Below are 18272 nucleotides of genomic sequence, written 5' to 3'. Positions count from 1 at the left end.
TGGGGCAGCTCACATGCGGATCGGGGCGCTGGCCCGCGAGACAGGGGTGAGCGCGCGGCTGCTGCGCTACTACGAGGAGCAGGGGCTGCTCCGCCCGGTGCGGCTGGCCAACGGTTACCGCGAGTACGCCGCCTCGGACGTCGTCACCGTGTCCCACATCCGTGCCCTGCTCGCCGCCGGGCTGCCCACCGCCGTCATCGCGCGGGTGCTGCACTGCGTGCACGACGAGGGTGGGCGGCCGACACCGTCGGCGTGCCCGGGCATGGTCGAACACCTGGAGCGGGAGCGGACCCGCATCGCCGAGGCGATGGCGCGGCTGGGCACCGAGCGACAGGCGCTCGACACCCTGCTCGCCGCCATGCCGGGGCGGGGCGACCGGTCCGCCGCCGCCGGCCGGGAGCAGCCGGCCGGGGATTAGCTCCGGGAGCGTCCGCGTCCCGAATCGGCCGGGACGCTCCCGCCGGGCCGGGCCGGGCCGGGCTGTGGCGGGGCGCGGCGCGGGCGCCGGATCGGGTGGACCGCACGACCTCCCCCGGCGGCGGAGCGTCGGTCCGGCAGGGCAGGATGTACGCCGAGGGGGTGGCAGGCATGGCTGGGCGGATCCGGGACGAGGACATCGCGCTGGTCCGCGAGCGCACCTCGATCGCGGACGTGATCTCCGAGACGGTGACCCTGAAGTCGGCCGGGGGCGGCAACCTCAAGGGCCTCTGCCCGTTCCACGACGAGAAGAGCCCGTCGTTCAACGTCTCGCCGGCCCGCAACGTCTGGTACTGCTTCGGCTGCGGCGCCGGCGGCGACGCGATCAAGTTCCTGATGGACGCCGAGCACCTGAGCTTCGTCGAGGCGGTCGAGCGGCTCGCCGCCCGGGCCGGCATCCAGCTGCGCTACGTCGAGACCGACCAGGCCGCGCCGCGGGCCGCCCGGCCGCAGCACGGGCAGAAGCAGCGCCTGGTCGCCGCGCACGCCGCCGCCGTGGAGTTCTACCGGGCCCAGCTCGGCACGGCCGGGGCCCGACCGGCCCGGGAGTTCCTCGCCCGCCGCGGCTTCGACAAGGCCGCCGCCGAGCGCTACGGCTGCGGCTTCGCCCCGGACGGCTGGGACCTGCTCACCAAGCACCTGCGCCAGCAGGGCTTCACGCACGACGAGCTGGTCACCGCCGGGCTGTCCCGGCCGGCCCGCTCCGGCTCGCTGATCGACCGGTTCCGCCGCCGGTTGATGTGGCCGATCCGGGACATCACCGGCGACGTGATCGGTTTCGGCGCCCGGAAGCTCTTCGACGACGACGACGGCCCGAAGTACCTGAACACCCCCGAGACGCCGATCTACAAGAAGTCGCACGTCCTCTACGGCATCGACCAGGCCAAGCGTGAGATCGCCAAGCAGGGCAAGGTGGTCGTGGTCGAGGGCTACACCGACGTGATGGCCTGCCACCTGGCCGACGTGCCGACGGCGGTGGCGACCTGCGGCACCGCGTTCGGCGCCGACCACATCTCCGTGCTGCGCCGGGTGCTCTTCGACAGCGACGAGCGGGCCGGCGAGATCATCTTCACCTTCGACGGGGACGCCGCCGGGCAGAAGGCCGCGCTGCGGGCGTTCGAGGACGACCAGCGCTTCGTCGGGCGTACCTTCATCGCGGTCAGCCCCGACAACATGGACCCGTGCGAGCTGCGGCTGGCCAAGGGCGACCTGGCCGTACGCGACCTGGTCGCCCGCCGCGAGCCGCTGGTCGACTTCGCGCTGCGCCACGTGATCAGCCGCTACGACCTGGACACCGTCGACGGTCGGGTGGAGGCGATGCGCCGGGCCGCCCCCCTGGTCGCCAAGCTCAAGGACCGGGAGAAGCGCCCGGAGTACGTCCGCAAGCTCGCCGGCGACCTCGGCATGGAGATCGAGCCGGTGCAGCGGGCCGTGCTGGCCGCCGCCTCCGGCCAGCCCGCTCGGGAGGCCGCGGCGGCGCCGTCCCGGCCGGCCCGGCCGGAGCCGAGCGTGGACAGCCCGCAGTCGATGGTCGAGCGCGAGGCGCTCAAGCTCGCCCTCCAGGAGCCGGTGCTGGCCGGGCCGATGTTCGACGCGGTCGAGGCGGTGGAGTACCGCCACCCGGTGCACGCCGCGGTGCGCGCCGCCGTGGCGGCGGTCGGTGGTGCCTCGGCCGCGACCGGCGGCGCGGTCTGGATCTCCTCGGTGCGGGACGCCTGCGAGGATCTCGCCGCCCAGGCGCTCGTCGGCGAGCTGGCCGTGGAGCCGCTGCGCATCGACGGCGAACCGGACCCGCGCTACGTCTCGGTCACCATGGCCCGGTTGCAGTGGGGCTCGGTGACCAGCCGGATCAAGGAACTCAAGTCGCGGATCCAGCGGATCAACCCGGTCAGCAACAAGGACGAGTACTTCGCGCTCTTCGGCGAGCTGCTCTCGTTGGAGCAGCACGCCCGGGCGCTGCGCGAGCAGGCCGCGGGAGGGCTGTGATGGGACTGTTCAACCGCAAGCCGAAGCTGCCGGCGGCCGCCCGGCCGCCGCTGGACGCCGAGGAGCGGGTGCTGGCCTGGGCGGCCGCCGGCAACGGCGAGGGCGACGGGGTGGTGGTGGCCAGCAACCTCGGGCTCTGGCTGCCCGGCCGGGGGCACCGGCTGGGCTGGCACGACATCCTCAAGGCGGTCTGGTCCGGCCGCGAGCTGACCGTCACGCCGGCCGAGCGGGTCGCCGAGCGTGACGGCTACCTGGTGGTCGCCGACTGCCCGGCCGAGACGTACCTGCTGCTGGATCCGGGGGAGCTGCCGCACCAGGTGCGCGCCCGGGTGACCCGCTCGGTGGCGTACACCCAGCACCACCCGCTGCCCGGCGGCGCCGGCCGGGTGGCCGCCCGGCGGGTGCCCGGCGTGGACGGTCTGACCTGGACGGTCCGGCTGGACCCGGGCACGCCGGTCGACGACGACGCGGTGCTCGCCGAGACCGACCGGCTGGTCGCCGCCGCCCGCGCCGCCACCGCCCCGACCGACGCCTGACCGCACCGGCCTGACCGCGCCGGCCTGACCGCGCCGGCCTGACTGCGCCCGCCCGCGCCGGGCCACCGCCGTCGGCGGGGACGGCGCCCGTGCCGGGCCCGGCGGGAGCGGCGCCCGCGCGGGCCCGGCGACCGTTCAGTTGGCGCCCAGGTCGCGCAGTGCCTTGTCCGCGCCGCGGTGCAGCGGTACGGGGTCGGTCCGGCGGGCGGTCTCCAGGCTGATGCCCTTCGCGGCCGGGTTGGCCTGAGCCAGCGCGTCCTTGCGCTCGAACACCGTCCGGGTGATCGCGCAGGCCACGTTCGCGTCCAGGTCCTTGCGCACCAGCAGCACGTTCGGCACCACGATGGTCGGCGTGTCCGCCGCCGTGCGGTACACGTCCCTGCCGATCGTGCCGGCCTGGTAGGCCGGGTTCAGCTCGGCCATCTTCGGCAGCAGCGGCGTGATGTCGAGGAACCTCACCTGGTCACCGGCGGTGGTGAAGAGGTCGGTCAGCCCGCCGGTGGGCACCCCGCCGGACCAGAAGAAGCCGTCGATGCTGCCGTCCTTGACGCCCTGCACCGTCTTGGCGAGGTCGAGCCGCTGCGCCTGGATGTCCGTGGCCGGATCCAGGCCGGCGGCCTCCAGCAGCCGGTTGGCGATCACCTCGGTGCCGGACTTGGGCGAGCCGGTGGAGATCCGCTTGCCCCGCATGTCCGCCACCGAGGCGATGCCCGCGTCGGCCCGCACCACCACCTGCGTGTAGTTGTCGTAGATCCGGGCGAGCGCCTCGACCGGCTGCGCGGCGGTGAAGCTGCCCTTGCCCTGCACCGCGTTGACCGCCGTGTCGAAGAGCGAGAAGGCGACGTCGTACTGGCCGGCGACGAGCTGCTCGATGTTCTGCACCGAGGCGCCGGTCTCGGCGGCGGTGCCGGTCAGCTTCCCGCCGGTGGTGCCGGAGAGCTGGCCGGCGAGGGCGTTGCCGACCACGTAGTAGACGCCGGTCGCGTTGCCGGTCGCGATACCGACCCGGGTGTCCGCGGTCACCTCGCAGGTGACCTCGCTGGCGGCGTCGTCCTTCGCCGCGCCGCCCTGCCGGCCGCCGCAGCCCGCGACACCCGCCGCGGCGAGGGCGAGCACGCTCATCCCGGCCGCCAGCCGAATCCTGTTCCCGCTCACTGTCATACCTCCCTGACCTCCGGTGATCCGGCGCGCGGCCCGGCGGCCCGGCCGGCGGATCCGCGTCGTACGAGCACTCCGGTGGCGGCCACGGCGGCCAGCGCGAGGCCGACCGCGACCGGCACCGGTTCGAGCCAGAGCAGGGTCACGCCGGCCAGCGCGCCGAGGACGCGCTCCGGCACGCCGGCCGGGCCGACGCCGGGCAGCCAGCCGCCCGCCGCCACGGCCAGCACGGCGACGCTGAGCGCGACCACCACGGCGGCGACCGCGATCCGCCGCGCTCCGCCGATGCCGAGCAGCCCGAGGCCGGCCGGGGTGAGCACGAACGCGATCGGCGTCAGGTAGGCCGGCAGGGCGTACCGCAGGGTCTGCCACATGGTCGGCACCAGCCGGCCCCCGGTGACCGCGGCGGCCGCGACGGCGGCCAGCGCGGTCGGCGGGGAGACCTCGGAGAGCACCGCGAAGTAGAAGACGAACATCGCCACCGCCGGCGCGGACACGCCGAGGTCGAGCAGCGCCGGACCGATGATCACCCAGCCGATGACGAACGAGGCGGTGACCGGCACGGCCAGGCCGAGCAGGCTGAGCGCGACGGCGGCGAGCACCGCGGTGAGCGCGAGCACCAGGGTCGGGTCCGAGGCGACCGCCTGCGCGCCGCTCACCAGCAGCGCGGCCGCCTGCGGGCCGAGGCCGGTCTTCGTGGTGGTCGCGGTGATGATGCCGGCGGCGGCGCAGACCGCGGTCACCGCGAGCACCCCGCGTACGCCGGCGACGAGCGCGGCGCCGAGCCGGGCCGGGGTGAGCCGGTGGGCCCGGTCCAGGAAGGACAGCGCGGCGGCCAGGACGGTGGCCAGCACCACCGCGCGGGTGGCGGAGACGCCGACGGCGAGCAGCACCACGATGGCGACCAGCGAGGCGAAGTGGTAGCCGAACCGGGCGAGCAGCCGCCACGGCGACGCGGCGTCGATCAGCACCGGGCGGACCCCGGACCGCCGGGCGTCGATCTCCACGGCCAGCAGGATGCCCAGGTAGTAGAGGACGGTCGGCACGGTCGCCCAGCCGAGCACCTGGAGGTACGACACGCCCAGGTACTCGGCGATGATGAACGCCGCCGCGCCCAGCGTCGGCGGCGAGAGGATGGCGCCCACCCCGGCGGCCGCGAGCATGCCGCCGGCCCGCTCGGGCGGGTAGCCGGCGCGTCGCAGGATCGGCCAGGTCACCGCGCCGATGCTGACAGTGGTCGCGGCGCCCGAGCCGGAGACGGTGCCGAGCAGGAAGCCGGACGCGACGGCGGTCCGCCCGGCGGCCGTCCGCGAGCGGCGGAACGCGGCGGTGGACAGGTCCACGAAGAACCGCCCGGCGCCGGAGAGGTCGAGCACCGCGCCGTAGATGGTGAACAGCACGATGTACGAGGCGGCGACGTCGAGCGGGGTGCCGTAGAAGCCGCTGTCGGAGTTGTAGAAGGCGTCGACCAGTTGGCTGAAGTCGAGCCCGGCGTGGGCGACCGGCCAGGACTGCGGCAGCAGCCCGCCGTAGTAGCCGTAGCCGAGGAACAGCAGGCAGACCGCGGGCAGGATCCAGCCGGTGGTGCGGCGGCACGCCTCCAGCAGCAGCAGGAGCAGCACCGTGCCCAGCACCAGGTCCAGCGGCACGAGCAGGCCCTGCCGGTCGAGGAAGGCGTTGTACCCGCCGCCGCCGGCGCCGAGGCGGACCGGCAGCACCGGGTAGAGGCAGGCGAGCAGGGCCAGGGCGGCCAGCGCCCAGTCCGGCAGGGTCGGCCGCGCGCTCCCCGCTGGCCGGACCGGTCCGACCGGTCCCTCCGGTCCCTCCCCATCGGACCGGCCGGGCCGGACCTGGCCGTCCGCACCGGACCGGCCGGGCCGGATCGCCCGCCGGAGCCGGGCCGGCAGTGGCAGGTCGGCCGGGTAGGCCAGGAAGACCAGTGGCAGTACGCCGGCCAGGAAGATGATCAGGTAGTACTTGCTGCCCTGCGGCAGCGGGCGGAACACCTGCCAGAGGGCGAGCGCGGCGACCGCGAGCGCCACGCCGGCCAGCAGCAGGCCGGGCGCTCCGGTGAGGGTCCGGCCGGGCTTCTCGTCCTCGAACCGGGCGGCCAGGTCGGCGGTCGCCGCGTCGGCCACCGTCGGTCCGGTTCCGCCCGTCGCCGCCCGTGCGGTGCCGGGGCCCTCGGTGGCGATGCCGGGGCCGTCGGTCGCGGTGCCCGGCGGATTCGCGTCGCCTCCGGCGTGCTCCGTGGCGACGCCTTCCGCCGGCCCGGCGGTGTCGGAGGCGGTGGTGGTGCCGGCCGGTCGCGCGGCGGCCTCGGGGTCGACGGGTTGGCCCGCCGGACGTCCGGGGTCGCCGGGTGCGGCGGGGGAGTCCGCCGGCATCGTCTCCGGGGCGGGCGGTGCCGCCGGCCGGGGCGCTGCCCCGGGCGGGCCGGGGGCGGCCGGCGCGGCACCGGCCCCATCGGCCGGCCGGCCGGGTGGCGGTGAGCCGTCGGGTGGGCGGGTGGGCGACACGAAGGGACGATACACGTCGATCAAGCGGCGGACGGGGTATCGACATCCGTCCGTTCCGTGTCGCCGCTGCCGCCCGCCGGGGCGCGGGTAATTCGGGTGGAGCTGTCGGACCCGGCGGCTAGGGTCGGGCGGTGACCACGGCTCAACCACTCATCCAGGCCCGGGGGCTGGTGAAGCGGTTCGGCGACTTCACCGCCGTCGACGGCATCGACGTCGAGGTGCGCTCCGGCGAGGCGTTCGGCTTCCTCGGCCCCAACGGCGCCGGCAAGTCCTCGACCATGCGGATGGTCGGCTGCATCTCCCCGCCCAGCGGTGGTGAGCTGCGCATCCTCGGCATGGATCCGGTCCGCGACGGCCCGGCGATCCGGGCCCGCCTCGGCGTCTGCCCGCAGCTCGACAACCTCGACCCCGAGCTGACCGTCCGGGAAAACCTCACCACCTACGCCCGCTACTTCGGCATCTCCCGCCGGGTGGCCCGGGCCCGGGCCACCGAGCTGCTCGACTTCGTCCAGCTCAGCGAGCGCGCCGACAGCAAGGTCGAGCCGCTCTCCGGCGGCATGAAGCGCCGGCTGACCATCGCCCGCGCCCTGGTCAACGAGCCCGAGATCGTGCTGCTCGACGAGCCGACCACCGGCCTCGACCCGCAGGCCCGGCACCTGGTCTGGGAGCGGCTGTTCCGGCTCAAGCAGCAGGGCGTCACGCTGGTGCTCACCACGCACTACATGGACGAGGCCGAGCAGCTCTGCGACCGGCTGGTGGTGATGGACGGGGGGCGGATCGTCGCCGAGGGTTCGCCGCGTGAGCTGATCGAGCGGCACTCCACCCGCGAGGTGGTCGAGCTGCGCTTCGCCGCCGAGTCGCAGGAGGCGTTCGCCGGCAAGGTCGAGCCGCTGGCGGAGCGGGTCGAGGTGCTGCCCGACCGGATCCTGCTCTACGTCCCCGACGGCGACGCGGCGGTGGCCGAGGTCAACGGGCTCGGGCTCACCCCGGCCAACGTGCTGGTCCGGCGCAGCAGCCTGGAGGACGTCTTCCTGCACCTGACCGGGCGCACCCTGGTCGACTGAGGCCCGCGCGGCCGGGCTGCTCCGGTGCCCGTAGCATCGGCCGGACGCCCGGCCGCCGGTGGCCCGGGCGCGACGAGCGGGGGTGCCGGTGTCGGTCGGAGCGGTTCGGTCGCGGCGTCAGGGCGGGCTCGGCGCGCTCTACCTCGGCATCTTCGCCACCGTCTGGTTCAGCGTGCCGGCCGCCGAGCAACCGCTGCGCGGCGTGCTGGTGGCCGGCAGCGTGGCGGCGCTGCTCACCGCGGTCGGCGGCGGCATCGTCACGGCCCGGTCCCGGGGCGCGGACGCCGGGCCGCGCGACCGCGCGACGGACCGGCGCTACCTGCTGATCGTGGTGGCCGAGTTCGCCGTCGCCGCGCTCGGCGCCGTGCTGCTGGCCGCCGCCGGCTGGTCGGAGTTCACCCCGGCGCTGGTCTGCGCCGTGGTCGGGCTGCACTTCTTCCCGCTCGCCCCGCTGCTGGGCGACCCGCTGCTGCGGCCGCTCGGCGTGGCGATGTGCGCGGTGGCGCTGGCCGGGCTGGTGACCGGGTTGGCCACCGGGGTGTCGGCCGGCCTGGTGGTGGGCACCGGCGCGGGCGTGCTGCTGCTCGGCTACGCGCTCCGGTCGCTGCTCCGCGCGATCCGCGGCTGACCGACCCGGACGGGCCCCGGCTGAGCTGGGCCGAGCGGTCGTGCTGGTCACCGCGCCCTCGCCCAGTTCAGGAAGCGGTCGGCCAACCCGTCCGGCACCGCCTGACCGTTCAGCTCGGCCAGGTCGGCGGTGGCCTCGCACATCAGCGTGCCGAGGTAGATCAGCAGACCCGTCCGGTTCTCCCGGTACTCCCCGAGCAGCGCCAGCCGGGCCGGGGAGCAGGGCCACGCGGCGCCGCACACCCGGCAGCGCCAGGACGGGCGCGCCGCCACGTGCGGGCGGTAGCGCGGCATCAGCGCGGGCCGTCCTCGCTCCGGCACGGACCCTCCGCGCTCCGGCGCGGCGACGGCAGCCAGTGGCCACCGTTCGCCCGCCACTCCTGCGCCCGGGTCAGCCGCCCCGGGCGTCCCGGACCGTCGGTGGGGAAGACCTCCGTCGGCGCGGTCGCCCACGCCGGCCGGGTGTTGGGCGTACGCCGGGGGAGCGTGGCGGGTGGCGTCGGGCGCCGGCAGCGCCAGAACCTGAGTCGCATGCGGTGAGCCTCCGTCGAGCTGGGAAGGGGGCGCCCGGGACCTCGTTGTCGCCGGGCGCCCCCGGCCTGGTTCCGCCCGCCGTCTGATCCCGTGAGCGGTTCCGCTGCGTGACAGTCTGCTGAGGACCCGACTACGGTGGGAGGTCCCGCGCGCCGACGACCAGGGCGTATGGCGGCCGGTCCCGGCCGGTACGAGGATGTACGGAGGCTGTCCGTGGAACGCTCGTCCATGTTGGACCACTTCGCGGAGGAGCTGCGGCTGGCCCGGGCCACCAGCGGCATGTCCCAGAGCGCGCTGGCCGAGGCGCTGAGCTACTCGGGCGCCCTGGTCGCCAAGGTGGAGACGTGCGAGCGCCGGCCGAGCCTCGACTTCGCCCGCCGCTGCGACGCGGTGTTCGGCGCCGACGGCCGCTTCGAGCGCATCCAACGCCGGATCAGCCGGGAGACAGTGGTGCCCTGGTTCCGCGACTGGGCCGGCATCGAGCAGGAAGCCACGGCACTGCGGTGGTTCGAGCCGCTCTACGTGCCGGGCCTGTTGCAGACCGAGGGCTACGCCCGGGCCATTCTCGTCGGTGCCGGGCTGTTCGCGGCGGACGAGATCGAACAGCAGGTGGCGACCCGGCTTGATCGACAGGGCGTGCTCACCCGTGAGCGACCGCCATTGTTCACCGCCGTCATAGACGAGTACGTGCTGCGCCGCTGCGTCGGCGAATCGGCGGTGATGCGCGAGCAGTTGCGGCACCTGGTAAAGGTTTGCTCGGCATTGTCCCGGGTTCGGATCCAGGTCGTGCCCCTCTCCGCCGGAGCGTACGCTGGGCTCGACGGCCCCTTCGTGATCGCCACCTCGCCCGCCGGGGAGGACGTTGTCTACCTGGAGGGGCAGCGCCACGGCCAGGTGATCGACCGTGCGGAGTATGTGCGGCAGATGGTCGAGGTGTGGGAGTCGATCCGTGGTGAGGCACTATCGCAGCAGCAGTCCCTCGACCTGGTGGCGGAAGTGGCGGAGACATGGACCTGAGCGGCGCCCGGTGGCGCAAGAGCACCCGCAGCAACGGCAGCGGCGGCGCGTGCGTGGAGGTGGCCGACAACCTGCCCGGCGTGGTGGCGGTGCGCGATTCCAAGGACCCGGGCGGCCCGGCCCTGACCTTCGATCCCGCCGCTTGGCGCGCGTTCGTCGCGCACACGGCCGGCCGACGGTAGGGCTGTCTCCTGGTGGAGGTGGCGGAGGCATGGATCTGACCGACGCCCGGTGGCGCAAGAGCAGCCGAAGCAACGGCCAAGGTGGTGCGTGCGTGGAGGTGGCCGACAACCTGCCCGGCGTGGTGGCCGTGCGCGATTCCAAGGACCCGGCCGGCCCGGCCCTGACCTTCGACCCGGACGCCTGGCGCGCGTTCATCGCAGGCGTCGCCCGGCGGTAGCTCGCTCGCCGCGCATGCCGGATGCCGGGTGCCGGTCCGGGCAGCCGGCGGCGGAGCGGTCGCCGGTCAGCCGGCGATGAGCAGGCCGACGCCGGCCAGCAGGGTCGCGGTGAACACGGCGGCGAGCGTGGCGGCGCGGCGGCGGGCGTGCGTGCCGCCGACCAGCTTCAGGGCGAGGGCGAGCAGGCCGATTGGCTGCATGGTTCGAGGTCCTTTCGGGCTGGTGGCGGCGATCCGGACGGCGGCGCGGAGGGTGCCCGCGGCGAGCCGCAGGGGTGACATGCCGAGGTCGGCGGCGCCGTGGACGTCCGCCTGCCACTGTTCGAGATGACGGGCCCGGGAGGGGCCGGGGAGCAGCGCCGCGGCGCAGCGGACGAGGACGAGCGCGGCCCGGACCGGCGCCATCACGCCTCCCGCAGTCGAGCCGGGCGCCGGTCCGCCGCCCGGGCGGCGGCCTGGGCGCAGACCCGCCGGGCGGCCACCGTGCCGTCGGCGGTGAGCCGGTACATCCGCCGCCGGGGGCCGCGACGGTCGGTCTCGTCCTCCCAGTGCGAGGTCACCCAACCGTTGCGCTCCAACCGCTCCAGCAGCGGGTAGACGCTGCCGGACGGGCGGCCGGTGGCCTTGATGATCTCCAGCCCCCAGCGCGGCCGGTCGCTGTCGAGCAGCACCCGCAGGACGTCGACCGTCGCCGCACCGATGCGTCCGAGTGGCTCCACGAGGTCAAGACTACCTATGTAGATTAAGCCTGTCCAGGAAAACCCGGGCACCCCCGCCGGCGGCGGAAACTGCCACGACAGGTCGGCACGCCGGTCGTAGGGTGGCCACGGCCTGTCGTACCCCCGGGGTAGGAAGGCCGTGGTGGACGGGGGTGATCGGGTGAGCGTGACCCAACAGGCGCGGGAGCGGGCGCGGCCGCCGCTGCCCCGGGTGCCGGCGCTCGCGGTGCTGGCGCACTACCTGGTGGGCTACCGGCGCACCTGGCGGGCCGGGGTCTTCTCCTCGTTCCTGCTGCCGGTGCTGACCGTGGTCGGCTTCGGGCTGGGCGTCGGGGCCTACATCGACCAGGGCGTCGACGGCGTGCGCTACCTCGACTGGCTGGTGCCGGGGCTGATCGCCTCGACCGCGGTGCAGGTGGCCATCGGCGAGTCGACCTGGCCGGTGTTCAGCAACTTCCAGTGGATCAAGACCTACTTCGCGCAGAGCGCTGCGCCGCTGCGGGTGGCCGACATCCTCACCGGTCACCTGGCCTTCGTGCTGTTCCGGGTGCTCACCACGATCGCCGCGTTCCTGGTGGTGACCGCCCTGTTCGGGGCGCTGCGCTCGCCCTGGGCGCTGGTGGTCCCGGCGGTGGTGGCGCTGCTCGGGCTGGCCGTGGCGGCGCCCACCTTCGCCTACGCGTCGGCGGTCGACACCGACAGTTGGCTGGCCATGCTGTTCCGCTTCGCGGTCATCCCGATGACGCTCTTCGCCGGGGTGTTCTTCCCGGTCGAGTCGCTGCCGGTGGGGCTGCGCTGGGTGGCCTACGCGACGCCGCTCTGGCACGGCGTCGACCTGTGCCGGGCGGCCACCCTGGGCGTCGCTCCGCAGTGGTCGGTCGCCGGCCACCTGCTCTACCTCGCGGCCTGGGCGCTCGGCGGCTGGCTGCTGGCCCACCGTGCGTTCCGCCGCAAGCTGGTCGTCTGAGGAAGGCTGTCGTGGTCACTCTCGTACTGCCCCGGCTGGTCGACGTCTCCGCCGCGACCCGGCGGTCGGTGTCGGTCGCCGAGCGCAACGTCGCGGCGCTGAAGTCGGTCTACTGGCTGCTGCTCCTCTCCGGCTTCGTGGAGCCGCTGCTCTACCTGCTCTCCATCGGGGTCGGGGTGGGCGCCCTGGTCGGCGACCTCACCCTGCCCGGCGGGCAGGTCGTCTCGTACGCGGCGTTCGTGGCCCCGGCGATGCTGGCCTCCTCGGCGATGACCGGCGCGCTGGCCGAGACCACCTTCAACTTCTTCGGCAAGATGAAGTACATGAAGCTGTACGACGGGGTGATCGCCACCCCCGTGCAGCCGTTCGAGATCGCCCTCGGCGAGCTGGGCTGGGCGATGCTGCGGGGCAGCGCCTACTCGGCGGCCTTCCTCGCCGTGATGGTGGCGATGGACCTCACCACCGCCGCCCGGGCGCTGGTCGCCTTTCCGGCCGCGGTGCTGGTCGGGTTCGCCTTCGGGGCGATCGGCATGTCCGTCTCCACCTTCATGCGCAGTTGGCAGGATTTCGACCTGATGGGGTCGGCCCAGTTCACCCTCTTCCTCTTCTCCGGCACCTTCGTGCCGGCCGAGGCGTACCCGTCGGTGCTGCGCTGGCTGGTCGAGGTGACCCCGCTCTACCGGGCGGTGCACCTGATCCGGGGCGTCACGGTCGGCGGCGACGGCTGGTCGTGGCTGCCCGACGTGCTCTACCTGCTGGCCGTGCTGGCCGTCGGGTTGCTCGTGGCCTCCCGCCGGATGGGCAGGTTGCTCTACAAGTAGCGGGTTATCCGGTGCGGTCGTCGGGGCATGTGGTCAGCACACCGCAGACCACGAGGGAGGGGCGATGGCCTCCGACGAGACTTCCGCCCGCGCCGGGCGCGACGCCGATGACGCACCCGCCGGGCGCGATCCCGAGCACGCCCGCCCGGGCCGCGACGCCGAGCACGCGCGGGGCGCCGACGGCGGCCGGCGTGCCGGCCACTCCCGGCCGGTCGGGCCGGACGAGGGGCCGGAGAGCCCGGCCCAGCTGCCGGGCACCGGGTGGAAGGCGGCGCTGCGCCGCACCGTCCGGGAGTTCAAGGACGACAGCCTGACCGACTGGGCGGCGGCGCTGACCTACTACGGCGTGCTCTCCATCTTCCCCGGCCTGCTGGTGCTGGTCTCGATCCTCGGCCTGCTCGGCGAGCGGGCCACCAAGGGCGTCAAGGACACCGTCACCCAGACGGTGCCGCAGGAGAACATCCGGCAGATCATCGAGAGCGCCATCGACCAGGCGACACGCAGCGGCGGCTTCGCCGGTCTCGCGGCGATCCTCGGTCTGCTGGCCGCCTTCTGGTCCGCGTCCGGCTACATCGCGGCGTTCATGCGCGCCTCGAACACCATCTACGACGTGCCCGAGGGCCGGCCGATCTGGAAGACGCTGCCGATCCGGATCGGGGTCACCGCGGTGATCGGGGTGATGCTGCTGGCCTCCGCGGTGATCGTGGTCTTCACCGGCGGGCTGGCCGAACAGGTCGGTGAGGCGATCGGGGTCGGCTCCACGGTGGTCACGGTCTGGAACATCGCCAAGTGGCCGGTGCTGCTGGTCCTGGTGAGCCTGATGTTCGCGATCCTCTACTGGGCCTCGCCGAACGCGCGGCACGGCGGGTTCCGCTGGGTCAGCCCCGGCGGCGTGCTGGCCGTGGTGATCTGGCTGGTGGTCTCCGGCCTGTTCGCCCTCTACGTGAGCAACTTCGGCTCGTACAACAAGACCTACGGGGCGCTGGCTGGCGTGATCATCTTCCTGGTCTGGCTCTGGCTCAGCAACATCGCGATCCTGCTCGGCGCCGAGTTCGACGCCGAGTTGGAGCGCAGCCGCGCCATCTCGGCCGGGCACGCGGCCGACGAGGAGCCGTACGTCGAGCTGCGCGACGACCGCAAGCTCCGCAAGAAGCGCAACGCCCCCGGCCCCCGCTAACCGCCCCTACCCCGCCCCTACCCCGCCCCGCCCCCCACCCCGGGTGGCGGGGCGCTCCGCGTGGTCCTCCGCGATCTTGCACTTTCGGCCCGGTTTCTGTCCTGACCTGCGGCCTTTGCCGGGGCACAAACTGCAAGATCGCGCGAGGCGGGGGCGGGGCTCTTTTCTTGATCCACTATTAGCTTTTGTTCGGACGGACAAAAGTTGGAGTCAGATGGGCCGAAGCTCTGGACAGGCGGCACGGAACGCTCCTACTGTGTCGGACACAACACCTCGGCGTTGCGCCGACGTGGACGAGCCCCTGAAGAGGTGAGCCCGGTGCGGACCGTGGACCCGTTGCACGTACGGCTGTTGCGGTTGCTCCGCGACGAGGGGGCGGTCTCCCGCGCCGAACTGGCCGACCGGTTGCAGATGCCGCGCCCGCGCCTGCTCGCCGAGCTGGAACGGCTGGTCGCCCTCGGCTACGTGGCCGAGGCGGGGTTGGCCGCCTCCCGCGGCGGCCGCCGCTCCACCCTGGTCGAACTCAGCCCGCACCTGCGCTTCGCCGCCGTCGACCTGGGCGCCAGCTCGATCGACGTCGAGGTGGTCAACGGCCGGCTGGAGCCGGTCGCCGCCTACGCCGAACCGGCGGACATCCGCTCCGGGCCGAAGCTGATCCTCCAGCGGGTCAACGAGCTGCTGCACAAGGCCAGGGTGGACGGCGCCTACGAGCGCCTCGACGCGGTCGGCATCGGCGTCCCCGGCCCGGTCAGCTTCCGCGACGGCGTCCCGGTCTCCCCGCCGATCATGCCGGGCTGGGACCGCTTCCCCGTGCGGGAGCTGCTCACGCGCGAGCACGGCTGCCCGGCCGTGGTCGACAACGACGTCAACATCATGGCGATCGGGGAGCGGCACGGCGGGGTGGCGCACTCGGTCGACGACTTCCTCTTCGTCAAGATCGGCACCGGCATCGGCTGCGGCATCTACCTCAGCGGCGAGGTCTACCGGGGCACCGACGGCTGCGCCGGCGACATCGGCCACATCCAGGTCGACTCGCACGGTCCGATGTGCTCCTGCGGCAACGTCGGCTGCCTGGAGGCGCTGTTCAGCGGCGCCGCGCTGGCCAAGGACGCGACCGCCGCGGCGCGCAGCGGCGCCTCGCCCGCGCTGGCCGAGCGGCTGGCCGCCCGGGGTGAGGTCACCGCGCTGGACGTCGCCGAGGGCGCCGTCGAGGGCGACGTCACCTGCATCCAACTCATCCGCGACGGGGGGCGGCGGGTCGGCGGCGTGCTGGCCGGGCTGGTCAGCTTCACCAACCCGTCGATGATCGTGATCGGCGGCGGTCTCGCCCAGCTCGGTCACATCCTGCTCGCCGAGATCCGCAGCGTGGTCTACCGCCGGTCGCTGCCGCTGGCCACCGGCAACCTCCCGGTCGTCCTGTCCGAGCTGGGGCCGCGCGCCGGGGTGGCCGGCGCCGCGGTCCTCGCCAGCGACGTGGCCTTCGGGGAGGCATCGTGAGCGCGAGGAGTGAGCCGGTTCTGCGAGCCCCACAGTCGCGAACGGAGAAGGCACGGTGACCGAGCAGCGCGCGCAACCCGAGGAGGCCGTCGTGACAGATGCTCCGCTGGTCGAGGCGCCCGCCGACGCCGTCGCGGGCGAGGTGGTGCTGCGCCTCACCGACGTGGTCAAGACCTTCCCGGGCGTACGCGCCCTGGACGGGGTGCAGCTGGAGGTGCGGGCCGGCGAGGTGCACTGCCTGCTCGGGCAGAACGGCGCCGGCAAGTCCACCCTGATCAAGGTGCTCGCCGGGGTGCACCGGCCCGACTCGGGGCTGGTCGAGTGGCGCGGCGAGCCGGCCACCTTCGCCAACCCGCAGGCCGCCATGCGCGCCGGCATCGCCACCATCTACCAGGAACTCGACCTGGTCGAGGACCTCTCGGTCGCGGAGAACACCTTCCTCGGCCACGAGCCGCGCCGGTTCGGCTTCGTCCGCCGCGGGCACATGGCCCGGCGCACCCGGCAGATCCTCGGCCGGCTCGGCCACGCCGAGATCCCGCCCGGTCGGATGGTCCGCGCCCTGCCGGCCGCCGGCAAGCAGGTGGTCAGCATGGCCCGCGCGCTCTCGCACGAGGCACGACTGATCATCATGGACGAGCCGAGCGCGGTGCTCGCGCACGACGAGGTCGGCAACCTGTTCCGGATCATCCGCGAGCTGACCGCCCAGGGCATCGCGGTCATCTACATCTCGCACCGGCTGGAGGAGATCCGGGAGATCGGCGACCGGGTCACCGTACTCAAGGACGGCCGGACCACCGCGGCGAACCTGCCGGCCCGGGACACCCCGACCCGCGACCTGGTCAGCCGGATGACCGGCCGCACCATCGAGTACGTCTTCCCGGACCGCCCCGCCGCCGAGCCGGGCGGCGAGGAGCTGCTGCGGGTGGACGGGCTGACCCGGGCGGGGGAGTTCGCCGACGTCTCGCTCAGCGTCCGGCCCGGGGAGATCGTGGGCATCGCCGGGCTGGTCGGCTCGGGCCGCTCCGAGCTGCTGGAGACCATCTACGGCGCCCGGCGGGCCGAGGCCGGCACGGTCACCATGGCCGGCCGGACGCTGCGTCCGGGCAGCGTCGGCGCGGCGGTACGGGCCGGCATGGGGATGGCCCCGGAGGAACGCAAGAGCCAGGCGCTGCTGCTCGGCGAGCCGATCTACCGCAACGTCACGCTGGCCACCTTCGGCCGGTACGCGCGGTTCGGCTTCACCGACACCGGCCGGGAGCGGGCCGAGGCGGACCGGATCGCCGAGAGCCTGGAGCTGCGCCCCCGCGACGTCCGCCGGCCGGTGCGCACCCTCTCCGGCGGCAACCAGCAGAAGGTGGTGGTCGGGCGGTGGCTGCTCGGCGACACCCGGCTGCTGCTGCTCGACGAGCCGACCCGGGGCGTGGACGTCGGCGCCCGGTCCGAGCTGTACCAGGTCATCCGGGCCCTGGCGGCCCGCGGCGTCGGGGTGCTGCTGGTCTCCAGCGAGGTGCCCGAGGTGCTCGGTCTGGCCGACCGGGTGCTGGTCATGCGGGAGGGGCGGGTCGTCCGCGAAGCCCCGGCCGGCGAACTGGACGAGAACACCGTGCTCGACCTCGTCATGGCGGGGTCCCTGATGGAAGGCGCACCGGCATGAGCGATGTACCCTCCACACCCACCGCGGAGCGGGCGGCGCAGCTGCCGGCGCAGTCCCCGCCGGTGCACCCGGCGGAGACGGCCGCGGCCAGCGGGCAGACGGCGGCCGCCGGGCGGCTCTCCTGGTGGCGGGGCGACGGCGGCGAGGGCGCCCGCCGCAACCTCGCGCTGATCGGGGTGCTGCTGGTGCTGATCGTGATCGGCGCGGTCACCCGATCCGATCTCTACTCCAACCCGGACTGGGTCTGGGACAACGTGCTGAGCATCCTCAAGCTGGCCTCGGTGGTCGGCGTGGTCACCGTCGGGATGACCTTCGTGATCATCGGGGGCGGCATCGACCTCTCGGTCGGCGCGATCGTCGCGCTGGCCGGGGTCTGGTGCACCACGGTGGCCACCCAGAGCTATGGCGCCGGCGGCATGATCTTCAGCGCGCTCACCGTCGGGCTCGCGGTCGGCCTGGTCAACGGGCTGCTCATCTCGTACGGCCGGCTGGTGCCGTTCATCGCCACGCTGGCCATGCTGGTGGCCGCCCGCGGCCTCGCCGCCGAGATCTCCGACAAGCAGACCCAGGTCTCCGACAACTCCTTCATCAACGGCCTGGCCAGCAACAACCTGCTCGGCATCCCGCTGCTGGTCTACATCCTCGCCGCGGTGGTCGCGGCCGGCTGGGTGCTGCTCAACCGCACCACCTTCGGCCGGCGCACGGTCGCCGTCGGCGGCAACCCGGAGGCGGCCCGGCTCGCCGGCATCAACGTCAAGCTGCACACCGTGCTGCTCTACGCGCTCTCCGGGCTGTGCTGCGGCATCGCCGCCATCATGCTCACCGCCCAGGCCAACTCGGCCCAGGCGGCGATGGCGAACCTCTACGAACTGGACGCGATCGCCGCCGCGATCATCGGCGGCACGCTGCTCAGCGGCGGGCGGGGCACCATCATCGGCTCCCTGCTCGGGGTGGTCATCTTCGCCACCATCACCAACCTCTTCGCGATCAACGGTCTCTCCACCGAGGCCCAGAACATGGTCAAGGGCGGCATCATCGTCGCGGCCGTCCTGGTCCAGCAGGTCAAGTTCCGCAGCGTCACCCGGTTCCTGGGCCGCAACCGGCTCACCACCACCTGAC

Annotated in this window: 19 protein-coding genes; 14 read left to right on the top strand and 5 right to left on the bottom strand. The window is 74.0% G+C overall.

Annotated features, from left to right (window positions below):
* Positions 1 to 13 precede the first annotated feature (13 nt).
* From SM577_RS02950 to SM577_RS02940, 3 genes are all read left to right on the top strand, one after another.
* On the top strand, positions 14 to 418 hold the full coding sequence (locus SM577_RS02950; protein ID WP_302918962.1) for a MerR family transcriptional regulator: 405 nt from the start codon (positions 14 to 16) through the stop codon (positions 416 to 418).
* A 146-nt stretch (positions 419 to 564) separates the two neighbouring features.
* Positions 565 to 2463 (top strand): DNA primase, encoded by a 1899-nt coding sequence (dnaG, locus tag SM577_RS02945; protein ID WP_302919644.1) that lies wholly within the window; start codon positions 565 to 567, stop codon positions 2461 to 2463.
* Positions 2463 to 2999, top strand: a complete 537-nt coding sequence (locus SM577_RS02940) for a hypothetical protein (protein WP_302918961.1) — start codon at positions 2463 to 2465, stop codon at positions 2997 to 2999. The genes dnaG and SM577_RS02940 overlap by 1 nt, the downstream gene beginning before the upstream one ends.
* A 135-nt stretch (positions 3000 to 3134) precedes the next feature.
* On the opposite strand, the gene SM577_RS02935 is transcribed toward SM577_RS02940, so the two are convergent.
* Positions 3135 to 4121 carry a TAXI family TRAP transporter solute-binding subunit gene (locus tag SM577_RS02935; protein WP_474581904.1) on the bottom strand — a complete coding sequence of 329 codons (987 nt, stop codon included), beginning with the start codon at positions 4119 to 4121 and terminating at the stop codon, positions 3135 to 3137.
* A gap of 35 nt (positions 4122 to 4156) precedes the next feature.
* Positions 4157 to 6544 (bottom strand): TRAP transporter permease, encoded by a 2388-nt coding sequence (locus SM577_RS02930; protein ID WP_474586229.1) that lies wholly within the window; start codon positions 6542 to 6544, stop codon positions 4157 to 4159.
* A 263-nt stretch (positions 6545 to 6807) separates the two neighbouring features.
* On the opposite strand from SM577_RS02930, the gene SM577_RS02925 reads away from it, so the two are divergent.
* Both SM577_RS02925 and SM577_RS02920 read left to right on the top strand, forming a co-directional pair.
* Positions 6808 to 7740: an ABC transporter ATP-binding protein gene (locus SM577_RS02925; protein WP_302918958.1), complete on the top strand. Its 933-nt coding sequence runs from the start codon at positions 6808 to 6810 to the stop codon at positions 7738 to 7740.
* Positions 7741 to 7822: 82 nt separating this feature from the next.
* Complete coding sequence (locus SM577_RS02920; protein ID WP_474586211.1) at positions 7823 to 8368, top strand: hypothetical protein; 546 nt, start codon at positions 7823 to 7825, stop codon at positions 8366 to 8368.
* A gap of 47 nt (positions 8369 to 8415) precedes the next feature.
* Here the strand turns inward: SM577_RS02920 and SM577_RS02915 are convergent, their stop codons facing one another.
* Positions 8416 to 8688: a flavin reductase gene (locus tag SM577_RS02915; RefSeq protein ID WP_302918956.1), complete on the bottom strand. Its 273-nt coding sequence runs from the start codon at positions 8686 to 8688 to the stop codon at positions 8416 to 8418.
* 426 nt (positions 8689 to 9114) lie between these two features.
* On the opposite strand from SM577_RS02915, the gene SM577_RS02910 reads away from it, so the two are divergent.
* From SM577_RS02910 to SM577_RS02900, 3 genes are read left to right on the top strand one after another with little or no spacing between them, the layout of a single operon-like run.
* A complete protein-coding gene (locus SM577_RS02910) occupies positions 9115 to 9918 on the top strand; it encodes a helix-turn-helix domain-containing protein (protein WP_474586210.1) in 804 nt (267 codons plus the stop codon).
* Positions 9909 to 10100 carry a DUF397 domain-containing protein gene (locus SM577_RS02905; RefSeq protein ID WP_474586209.1) on the top strand — a complete coding sequence of 64 codons (192 nt, stop codon included), beginning with the start codon at positions 9909 to 9911 and terminating at the stop codon, positions 10098 to 10100. Before SM577_RS02910 ends, SM577_RS02905 begins: the two co-directional genes overlap by 10 nt.
* A gap of 29 nt (positions 10101 to 10129) precedes the next feature.
* Positions 10130 to 10318, top strand: a complete 189-nt coding sequence (locus tag SM577_RS02900) for a DUF397 domain-containing protein (protein WP_474586208.1) — start codon at positions 10130 to 10132, stop codon at positions 10316 to 10318.
* Between the two features lie 66 nt (positions 10319 to 10384).
* Here the strand turns inward: SM577_RS02900 and SM577_RS02895 are convergent, their stop codons facing one another.
* Both SM577_RS02895 and SM577_RS02890 read right to left on the bottom strand, forming a co-directional pair.
* Positions 10385 to 10723 (bottom strand): hypothetical protein, encoded by a 339-nt coding sequence (locus SM577_RS02895; RefSeq protein ID WP_474586207.1) that lies wholly within the window; start codon positions 10721 to 10723, stop codon positions 10385 to 10387.
* Positions 10723 to 11037 (bottom strand): PadR family transcriptional regulator, encoded by a 315-nt coding sequence (locus SM577_RS02890; protein ID WP_302918951.1) that lies wholly within the window; start codon positions 11035 to 11037, stop codon positions 10723 to 10725. The genes SM577_RS02895 and SM577_RS02890 overlap by 1 nt, the downstream gene beginning before the upstream one ends.
* A gap of 166 nt (positions 11038 to 11203) precedes the next feature.
* On the opposite strand from SM577_RS02890, the gene SM577_RS02885 reads away from it, so the two are divergent.
* From SM577_RS02885 to SM577_RS02860, 6 genes are all read left to right on the top strand, one after another.
* Positions 11204 to 12004: an ABC transporter permease gene (locus tag SM577_RS02885; RefSeq protein ID WP_302919643.1), complete on the top strand. Its 801-nt coding sequence runs from the start codon at positions 11204 to 11206 to the stop codon at positions 12002 to 12004.
* A gap of 11 nt (positions 12005 to 12015) precedes the next feature.
* Positions 12016 to 12825, top strand: a complete 810-nt coding sequence (locus SM577_RS02880; protein WP_302918950.1) for an ABC transporter permease — start codon at positions 12016 to 12018, stop codon at positions 12823 to 12825.
* 64 nt (positions 12826 to 12889) lie between these two features.
* Positions 12890 to 14002, top strand: a complete 1113-nt coding sequence (locus SM577_RS02875; protein ID WP_474581887.1) for a YihY/virulence factor BrkB family protein — start codon at positions 12890 to 12892, stop codon at positions 14000 to 14002.
* A 318-nt stretch (positions 14003 to 14320) separates the two neighbouring features.
* Positions 14321 to 15499: an ROK family protein gene (locus SM577_RS02870; protein ID WP_302918948.1), complete on the top strand. Its 1179-nt coding sequence runs from the start codon at positions 14321 to 14323 to the stop codon at positions 15497 to 15499.
* A gap of 91 nt (positions 15500 to 15590) precedes the next feature.
* Positions 15591 to 17153 carry a sugar ABC transporter ATP-binding protein gene (locus tag SM577_RS02865; protein WP_302918947.1) on the top strand — a complete coding sequence of 521 codons (1563 nt, stop codon included), beginning with the start codon at positions 15591 to 15593 and terminating at the stop codon, positions 17151 to 17153.
* Positions 17150 to 18271 (top strand): ABC transporter permease, encoded by a 1122-nt coding sequence (locus tag SM577_RS02860; RefSeq protein ID WP_474586206.1) that lies wholly within the window; start codon positions 17150 to 17152, stop codon positions 18269 to 18271. Before SM577_RS02865 ends, SM577_RS02860 begins: the two co-directional genes overlap by 4 nt.
* The last annotated feature ends 1 nt before the right edge of the window (position 18272 follow it).

It is taken from the genome of Micromonospora desertarenae (assembly GCF_056150265.1).
This window is presented reverse-complemented; position numbering and strand designations above follow the sequence as displayed.